Below are 12,603 nucleotides of genomic sequence, written 5' to 3'. Positions count from 1 at the left end.
CCTGGAGCGGGGCGGTGTCGCAGAACCCGTTTTTGAGCTTTAAGTTCAAGGGCGCCAACAAGGGCGACAAGGTGGTGGTCAAGTGGACCGACAACAAGGGCGAGTCCCGCACCGACGAGGCCACCATCGCCTAAAGGCGCGGTGACCGCGGCACGCCACGCCGCCCCGCCGCGCCCGCCGTGGCGCGGCGGCTGGCCAAGGGCCAGTCAGCGCCATGCCGGTGGCGCGCTGGCTCTTTCTTTTTTCGTGCCTCCCTTTTCCCAACCCAGGAGTCCGTATCCATGAGTTTTAGCCGTCGTGAGTTCCTGCAAGTTCTGGCGGTGGCCAGCGCTTCCGGTATGGCCATCGCATCCGAAGACGCGCTGGCGGCCAAGCCTGGCGCCGGCGAGCGCCTCTACCACGTGCCCAAATACGGCAACGTGAGCTTTCTGCACTTCACGGACTGCCACGCTCAGTTGATGCCGATTTATTTCCGCGAACCCAGCGTCAACATTGGCGTAGGCGAAGCGTTTGGCCGTGCCCCGCACATCGTCGGCGAGCACTTGCTGAAATATTTCAACATCAAGCCGGGCACGGCGGCGGCGCATGCCTTTACCTACTTGAATTTTGAGCGCGCGGCCAAGACCTACGGCAAGGTGGGCGGCTTTGCCCATTTGCGCACGCTGGTCAAAATGCTCAAGGCCGACCGCCCGCACGCGCTGTTGTGCGACGGCGGCGACACCTGGCAAGGCTCGGCCACCTCGCTGTGGACCAACGCGCAAGACATGGTCGATGCCTGCAAGCTGCTGGGCGTCAACATCATGACGCCGCATTGGGAATTTACGTTTGGCGCCAAGCGCGTCAAGGAAGTAGTCGAAAAGGATTTCAAAGGCCACATCGATTTCGTCGCGCACAACGTCAAGACGGCCGATTTCGAAGAACTGGTGTTTGAGCCGTATGTCATCAAGGAGCAAAACGGCATTCCGGTGGCGGTGATCGGCCAGGCGTTTCCCTACACCCCGATTGCCAACCCGCGCTACATGGTGCCGGATTGGACGTTTGGCATCCGCGACGACCATTTGCAGAAGATGGTCGATGAGGTGCGGGCCAAAGGCGCCCAGGTGGTCGTCGTGCTGTCGCACAACGGCATGGACGTGGACATCAAGATGGCCTCGCGCGTGCGCGGCGTTGACGCGATCCTGGGCGGCCACACGCATGACGGCATGCCGGCGCCGGTGATCGTGAAAAATGCGGGCGGGCAGACGCTGGTCACCAACGCAGGCTCGAACGGCAAGTTCCTGGCGGTGTTGGACTTTGACGTGCGCGGCGGCAAAGTGCAGGGCTATCAATATCGGTTGCTGCCGGTGTTTGCCAACCTGCTGCCCGCCGACAAGGAAATGCAAGCCTACATTGACAAGGTGCGCGCGCCTTACAAAGACAAGCTGGAAGAAAAGCTGGCGGTTACCGAAGGCTTGCTGTATCGGCGCGGCAATTTCAACGGCACCTGGGATCAGCTCATCTGCGAGGCGTTGATGGAGGTCAAGGGCGCGGAGGCCGCGTTCTCGCCGGGCGTGCGCTGGGGCACCAGCCTGCTGCCGGGCGACGTCATCACCTACGAGCGCATGATGGATCAGATGGCCATCACCTATCCGACGACCACACTCAATGAGTTCACCGGCGCTCAGATCAAAGAGATCATGGAGGACGTGGCCGACAACCTTTTCAACCCCGACCCGTATTACCAGCAAGGGGGCGACATGGTGCGCGTCGGCGGCATCGAATACACGATTGACCCCGCTGCGCCGATGGGCCAGCGCATCCAGAACCTGATGATCCGCGGCAAGCCCATGGAGGCCGACAAGAAATACAAAGTGGCTGGATGGGCGTCGGTGCAAGAAGGCGTGCAAGGCACCGCCGAGCCCATTTGGGATGTGGTCAGCAAATACCTGCGCGACAAGAAGGTGATCGGCAAGCTCAAGCTCAACCAGCCCAAGCTGATCGGCATGGAGAAAAACCCCGGCGTGGCGCTGTGACCGCCGGGTGCCCTCGGCGCGGGGCTGCGCTCTGGTTGTCGGTGCGCAGCCGCCGTCGCTCCTGCCGTGCAGGCGGCGTGTGATCGAGACGCAACGAACCCAAAGCGAGCGCCCCCTTGGGGTCGCTCGTCGCTGTTGGGTATGGCGCTGAGGCTGTGGCCGCCGCGGGGTTCGCTCACGCGGTCGGGAAGGTGCCCGGGATCAGGATCGAGCGGTCCACCGTTTCGATGTCGGTGTGGCCGGTGAAGGCCATCGTGAGCTCCAGCTCCTTGTGGATGATCTCCAGCGCCTTGGTCACGCCGGCCTCGCCCATGGCGCCCAGGCCCCACAGGAAGGCGCGACCGATGTAGGTGCCCCGCGCGCCCAGCGCCCGGGCTTTGAGCACGTCCTGCCCGCTGCGGATGCCGCTGTCCATGTGCACCTCGATGCGGTCGCCCACCGCCTCGACGATGCGCGGCAGCGCGCGGATGGTCGATTCAGCGCCGTCGAGCTGGCGCCCGCCGTGGTTGCTGACGACCAGCGCGTCGGCGCCGCTTTCCACCGCCAGGCGCGCGTCCTCGGGGTCCATGATCCCTTTGAGGATCAGCTTGCCGCCCCAGCGGTTCTTGATCCACTCGACGTCGCGCCAGTTCAGCGTCGGGTCGAACTGCTGCTGCGTCCACGCCGACAGGCTGCTCATGTCGTCCACCCCTTTGACGTGGCCGACGATGTTGCCGAACTGACGGCGCGGCGTGCGCAGCATGCCCCAGCACCAGCGCGGCTTGGTGGCCAGGTTGAGCAGATTGGCCAGGGTCGGCTTCGGCGGCGCCGACAGGCCGTTCTTCAGATCCTTGTGCCGCTGGCCGAGGATCTGCAGGTCCAGCGTCAGCACCAGCGCGCCGCAGCCGGCGGCCTTGGCGCGGTCGATCAGGCGGCCGACGAAGTCGCGGTCGCGCATCACGTAGAGCTGGAACCAGAAGCCCGGCCCGGCGTGCTCGGCCACGTCCTCGATCGAGCAAATGCTCATGGTGGACAGCACGAACGGCACGCCGAAACGCTGCGCGGCGCGGGCCGCCAAAATTTCGCCGTCGGCGTGCTGCATGCCGGTTAGGCCGGTGGGCGCCAGCGCCACCGGCATCGCCACCGGCTGGCCGACCATCGTCGTGCGCGTGCTGCGCGGCTCCATCGGCACGGCCACGCGCTGGCGCAGCCGGATCGGCTGGAAGTCGTCCTGGTTGGCGCGGTAGGTGCTCTCGGTCCACGCGCCGCTGTCGGCGTAGTCGTAGAACATGCGCGGCACGCGCCGCTGCGCCAGGCGGCGCAGGTCTTCGATGCAGGTGATGACGGTCATCGCGGCGGATTCCTCCTGGAGACGTCGTGGAAAGGGTCATCGTAGCGCCGCCAGGAACCAGGGCGGCGTGAAAATCCACCGCGGTTCTTTGAAACTTGGCCCAACCCGTGGGGGCGTGGAAAGGCCAGGATGGCGGGTCGCTAGCGGCAGTGCACGCTGCCGCAGCCGGTCATCGTCGCTGGGCGCACCCGGCTAGGGTCCGCCAGCCGTTCAGTGCGCGAATCGAAGCCGACCGTGCGCATGTGCTGCGCCAGCCCGGCGTCCATCGTCTGCGCGTGCGTCGGGAACCACTCCGCCAGGGCCGCCGCCATGCGAGCGATGATGTCGGTGTCGCCGTCGAGGTAGTGGCGCTCCACCGCGCGCATCATGTCGAGGATCTCGCGGTGGTGGCGCGCGTGGCAGTTGTCCGGTGCGAAGCCGACTGCCACCATCCAGCGTTCCTCGCGCGCGAAGTGCGCCTCGGTGTGCGCGATCAGCGCGCGATAAGGCTCCAGCTGAGCCTGGGGCGGCAGCGCGCGCAGGGCCGCCAGCTGCGTGACGAACTCTTGATGGGTTTCGTCCATGCACGCATCGCCGGTGGCCAATTCGGCGCTCCAGGCAAGGGGCGGCACCTCAGGATGGGTTTCGATCTCGGCCATGGCGGCGGCTAGCGTAGGCGGATGGCGGGCGACAGGGCTTGACCTGCGTCAAGCCCCGTCCGTCCCGCGCTACGTCAGACGGCGTCAAACGGAAAGCGCATCGCGCGCAGGTCGCGCTTGGTCTCCACCAGCACCAGCGGGCCGTCATCCACTTGCACCGGGATGGGGCGCGGGCGCGGCGCGGGCGCTGGCGGCAGCTCGGCGGCGATGGCGGCCTGAGCCGCCGCGACACGCTCAGGGTCGGATTGGATCCACTCCAGACCCGCCGCTTGGGCCATGCGCCTCAGCGACTCCACCGGTAGCACATAGCCTGTTGAGGCGGTTGCCTCTACCGGCGCGGGTGAGGCCGCCACAGCGGCGGCTTCGGCCTGCACGCTCGCCGGGGCTTGAGCCGTCCCTTGGGCTTCGACGCTCTCTTGCACGGGTTGCACCGCAGCGTTCGCCTCAGGCTGGGACGCTGCCGGCTCTGCCGCAGCGTCCGCATGCTCGACCGGTCGCTCAAAATACGAGCGACGAGGATGGGCCGAGGCTTCCGCCGCCGCGGCGCCGACCGCCTCCGGGCTTGCGGCAGGCTGCTGCGAGTCCGCGGCGACGCTATCCGCAGCCTGGCGTTCACGGTTGCGTTCGCGTCCGTAACGTTCGCGCGGACGTCGCTCGCGTTCGACGGCGGGGCTGGCTGAAGGGGACGGCGACGCCGTCGCCGGCTCGGCGAACGTGTTGCCGGGCTGCGGCTGGAGCTGCGCGCTGGCCTCAGCGTTCGCTATAAGGGTCTCTGCGCTGCCGCTGGCCGAGGCAGGCTGCGCCGCCTCGGCGCCCGGGGCTGCTGTGCGCCCGCGACGACGCCGACGCCGGTCGCTGCGCGGGCGAGCGCTTTCCGCGCTATCGGGGGGCGCAGCGATGGGATCGGTGGTTGAGACGGCGGTCTCGTTCGGCACGCCGAGGGTGGAAGCCGTGGATGGCGCCCCGGCGCGGGCTGATTCGCTGCCAGGCGGCGCTGCGTCGTGTTCGGGCTGCGGGCGTGCTCGCCGCCGTTCGGGCCGCTCGCGCGCCGCAGCGGCTGCTGCGTCCGCCGTCGTTGCGTTGGCGCTCTCCGACGCCGTGGTTGGGGTCGCGCGGATCGGGCGCGAGGCGCGCTCCTCGCGCGCGGCGGGCGCCGGCGGCGCGTCGCGCCCAGCTCGCTCGGCCCGCGCCGCCGCGGGTTCGGGGCGCGGCGGTCGCGGTGAGCGCGGAGGACGAGCATGGCGCGGCGCAGCCGAGCTTGGGGCTGGCTTGGCCCCAACCGAGGGGGTCGGCGCCGTCGGTGAGGCTGGGGTCGCTGCTCCTGCGTCTTGGCCCGCCGGGTTGACCGCTTGCCAGCCGAACAGACGCCGCAGCCAAGCGAAAAAGCCCTTTTCGGCACGCTCGGCCGCGGCGGGCGGCGTGGCGGCCGCGGCGGCAGCAGGGGCAGGTGAGGGCGCAACCGGGGTCGCGTGAGAGGGGGCAGTCGCGCCGCGCTCGGGCAGCGCCACGGGTTCGGCGGCGCGTTGGCTGACCGGCGCTGGGGTGTCCGGCAGCACGCCCTTGATGATTGGCTCCTGCCGGTTGGTGCGCTCCTGGCTGCGCCGCGTCACCAGCGCCACGTCCTCGACGATGTCGGCCAGCTTGTAGCTGGCGTCCAGGTTGTCCAGGCGCGGGTCGTCGTGCTTCAGCCGCTCGAGCTTGTAGTTCGGCGTCTCCAGCGACTTGTTCGGCACCAGCAGCACGCTGATGCGCTGCTTGAGCTCGATCTTGGTGATTTCGACGCGCTTTTCGTTGAGCAGGAAGCTGGCCACATCGACCGGCACCTGCACCAGCACGGCGGCGGTGTTGTCCTTGAGCGACTCTTCCTGGATCACGCGCAGGATCTGCAGCGCCGACGATTCGGTGTCGCGGATGTGGCCCGAGCCGCCGCAGCGCGGGCAGGGGATGGAGGCGCCCTCCGACAGCGTCGGGCGCAGGCGTTGGCGGCTCATCTCCAGCAGGCCGAACTTGCTGATCGGCGCGAACTGCACGCGCGCGCGGTCCTGCTTGAGCGCCTCGCGCAGGCGGTTTTCGACCTCGCGGCGGTTCTTGCTGTCCTCCATGTCGATGAAGTCGATCACGATCAGCCCGCCGAGGTCGCGCAGCCGCGCTTGGCGCGCCACCTCGTCGGCGGCCTCCAGATTGGTGCGCAGCGCGGTCTCCTCGATGTCGCCGCCCTTGATGGCGCGCGCGGAGTTGACATCAATCGCCACCAGCGCTTCGGTTTGGTCGATCACGATCGCCCCGCCCGATGGCAGCGTCACCACACGGCTGTAGGCGGTCTCGATCTGGTGCTCGATTTGAAAACGGGAAAACAGCGGCGCGTGATCGCGGTAGCGCTTGACGCGGTTGACATACTCGGGCATGACGTGCGACATGAAGCCGCGCGCCTGCTCGTAGATGTCGTCGGTGTCGATGAGGATTTCGCCGATGTCGCTGTTGAAATAGTCGCGAATGGCGCGGATGACCAGCGTCGATTCCTGATAGATCAGCTCGGGCTTGGACAGCGCCTTGGCGGCGCTTTCAATGGCGTTCCACAGCTTAAGCAGGTAGTTGAGGTCCCATTGCAGCTCAGCGGCTTCCCGCCCGATGCCGGCGGTGCGCGCGATGATGGACATGCCGCTCGGATACTCGAGCTTATCCAAAATGGCTTTCAACTCGGCGCGATCTTCGCCTTCAATGCGCCGGCTGACGCCGCCGCCGCGCGGATTGTTGGGCATCAGCACCACGTAACGCCCGGCCAGGCTGATGAAGGTGGTCAGCGCTGCGCCTTTGTTGCCGCGCTCTTCTTTTTCCACCTGCACCAGCAGTTCCTGGCCTTCCTTGATGACGTCCTGGATGCGCGCCTGCGACGGCGGCACGTTGCCCTGAAAATATTGTTTGGAGATTTCTTTGAAGGGCAGGAAACCGTGGCGATCTTCGCCGTAATCGACAAAACAGGCTTCCAGCGACGGCTCCACGCGCGTCACCACGGCTTTGTAAATGTTGCCTTTGCGTTGCTCGCGTCCTTCGATTTCGACTTCGTAGTCCAGCAGTTTTTGTCCATCGACGATCGCCAGCCGGCGCTCTTCGGCCTGGGTGGCGTTGATCAGCATCCGTTTCATGGGTCTTGTTCCATCCGGTCTCGATCACCACAACGCGCCCTTCCAGGGGGCGCCCAAGGCCGCCAAGCTGCAAGCCGATCGAGCGAACAAGAATGATGAACGGCGCCGCGGGCCGCGCGCTGGCAAGATCCGTCAGGCGCAGCCTTGCGAGGCAGCGCGACCGGCGCTGCCAGTGCCCTGCGGGGACGGCGCTGGGAGCACGGTGAGCAAGAAGGACGGGCCGGGTAACAGCTTCACGGCAGGCACGTCGCGATGGTCACTGGGCATCCTCATGCAGCCGCCAAGGCTCGGTGGGCAGGCTGCATGTTCAAAATCCATCTGAAGTTCGCTGCGATAAGCGGCAGTTCGTCCGCTGTGGGCGGGTGCGCGGCGATCGGCGTCGTTTGAAGGGTAAGGCTCACGATCCTTGCGCAGGCCATCGCGCACGTGCAGACTGGCGGCCAACTCGGCCGGGCTGAGGGGTTTGCGCGGCGTAAACTAACTCGTTAAGCGCGTCAAAACGCTGGCGACCAAGTCGCAATCGGGAGACCCCTCAACCCTGCCTCACTTGGATTATAAACAGGCGCGCTGCTGAGCGTTGCGCTTCGGCGATGCTTGGCGTTTGTTCCTGGACGTGTGGCATGAATCAGCCTGCCCCTTCGGTTCGCTATTGGACGGTGGAAGCGGACTGCGCCGGTCAGCGGCTCGACAACTACCTGCTGCGCAGGCTCAAGGGCGCGCCCAAGTCGCTGATTTACCGCGTTATCCGCAGCGGCGAGGTGCGCCTCAATCAGGCGCGCGCGCGCGCCGACGCCCGGCTGCATGAGGGCGACCGTATTCGGGTGCCTCCGCTGCGCCTTCCTGAGACCGAGCAAGCGCCCGGGGCCGTGCACGTGCCGGCGCGCGAATTTGAGGTGCTGCACGAAGACGAATGGTTGCTGGCGCTCAACAAACCTGCGGGCGTGGCGGTGCACGGCGGCAGCGGCGTGGCTTATGGCGTCATCGAGCAATTGCGGCAAGCGCGTCCCGATTTGCCGATGCTGGAGCTGGTGCACCGCCTCGATCGCGAGACCAGCGGCGTGTTGCTGGTGGCCAAAAAACGCAGCGCGCTGCGGGCGCTGCAAGAGCAATTTCGGCAACGGCGCATCGGCAAGACTTACCTGGCCTTGGTGCAGGGCGCGTGGCCGGCGTCGCGCCGCTTGATCGATGCGCCGTTGCAACGCTACTTGCGGCCCGATGGCGAGCGGCGCGTGCGCGTGGTGGCGGCGGACGATCCGCAAGGGCTGTCGGCGATCTCCTTGGTGCGGCCGCTGGGGTCGGTGCAGCCGCCCGGCTCGTGTGGGGAGGCGGCGGCTTTGGGGTCCACGCTGCTGGCGGTGACGATCAAAACCGGGCGCACCCATCAGATCCGCGTGCACTTGGCGCATGCGGGGCATCCGATTGCCGGCGACGACAAGTATGGTGATTTCGCCTGGAACCGCGCATTGGCGCGCTGCGGGCTGTCGCGCATGTTTTTGCACGCTTGGAGGCTTGCGCTGCAACACCCTGTCGATGCGCGTCGCCTGACGCTGCAAGCGCCATTGCCAGCTGAATTGCAGCAATGGGGTGACGTAGCCCGTTTTTTGGATTAAAATACTGCGCACGGCTGTTTTGTTAACTTGATCAGGAACGTCCCAATGCCGACCTACGCCGAACTGAAAGCGCAAGCTGAGGCTCTGCTGCGCCAAGCCGAGCAAGTTCGTCAGCAAGAGCGCGCCGGCATCATTGCCGAGATTCGCGCCAAGATGGCCGAATATGGCATCACGCCCGAAGATTTGTCGGGCTCTGGGCGCAAGCGCGCCAGCCGCGCCAAGGCGCCGCCAAAATATCGCGGCCCCAACGGCGAGCTTTGGTCGGGCGGCCCTGGGCGCAAGCCTGAATGGGTGCGCCGCATTCTGGCCGCAGGTGGCGACATCGAGCAATATCGCATCGCGTCGTGATGTCGATGCGATGCGGCTGCTGAGCCGTGGTCGCAAGCCAAAAGCAACTTAAAACCAACGCAGGCGCCTTGTGGGCGCCTTTTCCATTTCGAGCTGCGGAGCAAGGGATGTCGGCTGACCAAGGCGAGGCGTCGTGGCCGCAAGCGTCCAACAGACTGGGGAGCCGTTTTGATTTGATCGTCTTTGATTGGGACGGCACGCTGTTTGATTCCACCGCGTTGATTGTGCAGTGCATCCAAGCGGCTGTGCAGGATGTGGGCGGACAAGTGCCGTCGCGTGAACGGGCAGCCTGGGTGATCGGTCTGGGGTTGGAGCAGGCTTTGGTGCAGGCGGCGCCGGATGTGCCGGCGCATCGGCACGCGCAACTGGTGCAGCGGTATCAATACCACTGGTTTGCCCGCCAGCACGAGGTGACGCTGTTTGACGGGGTGTTGCCGATGTTGCATGATTTGCGGGCACGCGGGCATCGGCTGGCGGTGGCCACTGGCAAAAGCCGTCGTGGGCTGGACGCTGCGTTGCGCAGCGTGGCGTTGCATGGCGTGTTTGACGCCACTCGCACGGCGGAGGAAACGGCCAGCAAGCCCCATCCGCAGATGCTGCTGGAGCTGATGAAGGAGCTTGAGGTGCCGCCCGAGCGCACGCTGATGATTGGCGACACCTCGCACGATCTCCAGCTGGCGCGCAACGCCGGCTGCGCTGCGCTGGCGGTCGGCTACGGCGCCCACGGGCATGATGAGTTGCTGGCGCATGCGCCACTGGCCCTGGTGCACTCCGTAGCGGAGCTGCACGCTTGGCTGCAGTCGCACGCGTGAACCCATGCGCGCTTACGACGGATGGATATTCAATGGTTCCCTGGCCACATGCACGCCACGCGCCGGGCGCTGCGCGAGCGGCTCCAAACCATCGATGTGGTCATCGAGCTGCTCGACGCACGCTTGCCCGGCTCCAGCGCCAACCCGTTGCTGGCGGAGCTGACGGCGGGCAAGCCGGTGCTAAAGGTGCTCAACAAAGAAGATTTGGCCGAGCCAGAGCTGACCGCGCGCTGGCTGGCGCGCTACCGGGCGCAAGATGGCACTGGCGCGCTGGCGCTGCATGCCCACACGCCCGGGCCAGCGCAGCTGCTGGTGCGAGCGTGCCGCTCCTTGGCGCCGCATCGCCGCGGCATGGCCAAGCCGCTGCGGGTGCTGATCGCCGGCATTCCCAATGTGGGCAAATCGACGCTGCTCAATACGCTGATCGGACGCAAGGTGGCCAAGGCTGCGGACGAGCCTGGGGTGACGCGCCACGAGCAACGAGTGGCCCTGGCCGATGACGTGTATCTGTTCGACACCCCAGGCTTGCTCTGGCCCAAAATCCTGTCGCCAGAAAGCGGCTGGCGGCTGGCCGCCAGCGGCGCCGTCGGGCGTAACGCCTGGGATGAGGAGGAGGTGGCGCTGGCGCTGCTGGCGTGGATGCAACAAACCCATCCCGAACGCCTGCAACAACGTTACCGGGCCTGGGTGAGCGAGCTGCAGGTGCGTGAGTGGCCAGCTCGCGCCTTGCTGGAGGCGATTGGGCGACGTCGCGGCGCGCTGCGACCCGGCGGCGTGGTGGATGGTCACAAAGCCGCCGAGGTGGTGCTGGCGGATTTTCGCGCGGGCGCGCTGGGGCGCTTGACGTTGGAGACGCCCGAGGCGTTTGAGGCATGGATGGCGCAAGCGCGTCAAGCGCAGGCCGAGCGCCAAGCGCAACGCGCGCGCCGCCGAGCCGCCCGGTCGGCGTTGGAGCCTCGCTCTGACGTTGCTTAATCCAGCTCGAGGAGCTGGAGCGCAGCTTGCGCCGTTTGGCGCACCGCGCGCCGCTCGTCGTCGGGCAGCTTGCGCCACTGGCGCACCATCATCGCCATGCGCGGGTGGGTGGCGAAGCGCGCTTCGTGCCGGGCGATGAAGTCCCAGTAGAGCGCGTTGAACGGGCAGGCATCGGCCCCGGTGCGGCGCCGGGGGTCGTAGCGGCAGCCGCGGCAGTGGTCGCCCATGCGCTGCAGGTAGGCGGCGCTGGCGGCGTAGGGCTTGGTGGCCATCAGGCCGCCGTCGGCCCACTGGCTCATGCCCAGCGTGTTGGGCGCCTCCACCCACTCGAAGGCGTCGATGTAAACCCCCAAATACCAGCGGTGCACCTCGGCCGGGTCGCAGCCGGCGATCAGCGCGAAGTTGCCGGTGACCATCAGGCGCTGGATGTGGTGGGCGTAGGCGTCGCGCAGCGTCTGGCCGATGGCGGCGCGCAGGCAGGCCAGATCGGTGTCGCCGTCCCAGTACCAGCGCGGCAGCGGCCGGGTGTGGGCCAGCGCGTTGCGTTCGGTGTAGCCCGGCATGTGCGCCCAGTAGATGCCGCGCACGTATTCGCGCCAGCCGAGGATCTGGCGGATGAAGCCTTCGACGCTGGCCAGCGGGGCGCAGCCGGCGCGCCAGGCGTCCTCGGCGCGGCAGATCACCTCCAGCGGGTGCAGCAGCTTGACGTTGAGCGCGAACGACAGCTGCGAGTGAAACAAGCGCGGGCGCCCCTCGGCCAGCGCGTCCTGGTAGGGGCCGAAGTGCGGCAGCGCCTGTTCGACAAAGGCGTCCAGCTGCGCGAGCGCCTCGGCGCGCGTCAGCGGCCACGGCAGCGCCGCGGCGGCGGGCTCGCCAACCGTGGCCACCCCGGCCTGCCGCACCATCGCCCACAGCGCGCGCACGTCGTGCCGCGGGCGGGGATCGGGCGGCTCGGGCGGCTGGCCGCGCCAGGGCTGGCGGTTGTCGGCGTCGAAGTTCCAGCGTCCGCCGGCGGGCTGCTCGCCGTTCATCAGCACGCCGTGTTCGCGGCGCAGCGCGCGGTAGAGGTGCTCCATGACCCAGCGCCGGCGCGCGCCGAGCCGACGCGTCACGCCGTCGCGCGGCAGCAGGAAGTGCCGCGTCTCCACCGCCCGCACCGGCAGCGGTGCCTGCTGCGCCCAACGGCGCAGCGCGGCATCCAGCCGCCATTCGTCGGGCTGCTGGTATTCCACCGCCTGCGCACCGTGCGCCTGCGCCAGCGCCTGCAGGTTGGCCACCACGTCCTGCCGGTTGTGCGGGTGATCCAGCGGGATGTAGCGCACGCGGTGGCCGCGCCGGCGCAGCGCGTTGGCGAACGAGCGCATGGCGGCGAAGATCGCCAGCACCTTCTGCGCGTGGTGGCGGGCGTAGTCGGTCTCGCTGCGCACCTCCATCATGACGTACAGCACGTCGGCGCGCGGCTCGCGCAGCCACGGATGGTCGAGGTCGAGCTGGTCGCCGAGGATCAGCCGCAGCGTCGGCGCGGTCACGCTGGCTGCCCCGGCGGTTGGCGCGGCAAGATGGGTGCCATTCATGCGTCGGACTCCTTGCGCGCGGCAGAGCGCTGGCGGCGGCAGCGCTCGGAGCAATAGACGACGCGTTCCCAGTCGCGCGCCCACTTGCGCCGCCACGCGAACGGGCGGCCACACACCGGGCAGGTCTTGGTCGGCAGGAAGGGCTTGCGGTGCATGGCGGG

11 protein-coding genes are annotated in these 12,603 nt (G+C 67.5%); 6 read left to right on the top strand and 5 right to left on the bottom strand.

Annotated elements, in window-relative coordinates; translation table 11 throughout:
* Both Talka_RS11255 and soxB read left to right on the top strand, forming a co-directional pair.
* The coding region (locus Talka_RS11255) for a thiosulfate oxidation carrier complex protein SoxZ (RefSeq protein ID WP_185970029.1) at positions 1-134 on the top strand (134 nt) is incomplete at its 5' end.
* Between the two features lie 147 nt (positions 135-281).
* Complete coding sequence (gene soxB, locus Talka_RS11250; RefSeq protein ID WP_143891419.1) at positions 282-2,012, top strand: thiosulfohydrolase SoxB; 1,731 nt, start codon at positions 282-284, stop codon at positions 2,010-2,012.
* A gap of 175 nt (positions 2,013-2,187) precedes the next feature.
* Here the strand turns inward: soxB and Talka_RS11245 are convergent, their stop codons facing one another.
* The 3 genes from Talka_RS11245 to Talka_RS11235 all read right to left on the bottom strand — a co-directional run bounded on the left by Talka_RS11245 (position 2,188) and on the right by Talka_RS11235 (position 7,123).
* Positions 2,188-3,342, bottom strand: coding sequence for an alpha-hydroxy acid oxidase (locus tag Talka_RS11245; RefSeq protein WP_143891418.1), 1,155 nt, complete (start codon positions 3,340-3,342; stop codon positions 2,188-2,190).
* 140 nt (positions 3,343-3,482) lie between these two features.
* Positions 3,483-3,980, bottom strand: a complete 498-nt coding sequence (locus Talka_RS11240; RefSeq protein WP_143891417.1) for a hemerythrin domain-containing protein — start codon at positions 3,978-3,980, stop codon at positions 3,483-3,485.
* A gap of 74 nt (positions 3,981-4,054) precedes the next feature.
* Positions 4,055-7,123, bottom strand: a complete 3,069-nt coding sequence (locus Talka_RS11235) for a ribonuclease E/G (RefSeq protein ID WP_143891416.1) — start codon at positions 7,121-7,123, stop codon at positions 4,055-4,057.
* A gap of 620 nt (positions 7,124-7,743) precedes the next feature.
* Here Talka_RS11235 and Talka_RS11230 point away from each other — a divergent pair.
* From Talka_RS11230 to ylqF, 4 genes are all read left to right on the top strand, one after another.
* A complete protein-coding gene (locus Talka_RS11230) occupies positions 7,744-8,733 on the top strand; it encodes an RluA family pseudouridine synthase (RefSeq protein ID WP_246100671.1) in 990 nt (329 codons plus the stop codon).
* Between the two features lie 45 nt (positions 8,734-8,778).
* Positions 8,779-9,081 (top strand): H-NS histone family protein, encoded by a 303-nt coding sequence (locus tag Talka_RS11225; protein WP_143891414.1) that lies wholly within the window; start codon positions 8,779-8,781, stop codon positions 9,079-9,081.
* 107 nt (positions 9,082-9,188) lie between these two features.
* Positions 9,189-9,893 carry an HAD family hydrolase gene (locus tag Talka_RS11220; protein ID WP_143891413.1) on the top strand — a complete coding sequence of 235 codons (705 nt, stop codon included), beginning with the start codon at positions 9,189-9,191 and terminating at the stop codon, positions 9,891-9,893.
* A 21-nt stretch (positions 9,894-9,914) separates the two neighbouring features.
* The gene (ylqF, locus tag Talka_RS11215) at positions 9,915-10,868 is read left to right on the top strand and encodes a ribosome biogenesis GTPase YlqF (RefSeq protein ID WP_143891412.1); all 954 of its coding nucleotides are present in this window, start codon (positions 9,915-9,917) and stop codon (positions 10,866-10,868) included.
* Here the strand turns inward: ylqF and Talka_RS11210 are convergent.
* The gene (locus Talka_RS11210; RefSeq protein ID WP_143891411.1) at positions 10,865-12,442 is read right to left on the bottom strand and encodes a cryptochrome/photolyase family protein; all 1,578 of its coding nucleotides are present in this window, start codon (positions 12,440-12,442) and stop codon (positions 10,865-10,867) included. The two genes, ylqF and Talka_RS11210, sit on opposite strands and share 4 nt — an antisense overlap.
* A complete protein-coding gene (locus tag Talka_RS11205; RefSeq protein ID WP_143891410.1) occupies positions 12,439-12,597 on the bottom strand; it encodes a DUF2256 domain-containing protein in 159 nt (52 codons plus the stop codon). Before Talka_RS11205 ends, Talka_RS11210 begins: the two co-directional genes overlap by 4 nt.
* Positions 12,598-12,603 lie beyond the last annotated feature (6 nt).

Source organism: Tepidimonas alkaliphilus (genome assembly GCF_007556595.1).
In the GTDB taxonomy this organism is placed as follows: domain Bacteria; phylum Pseudomonadota; class Gammaproteobacteria; order Burkholderiales; family Burkholderiaceae_C; genus Tepidimonas; species Tepidimonas alkaliphila.
Note: the sequence above shows the minus strand (reverse complement) of the source record. Positions and strands in the feature narration are given on the sequence as shown.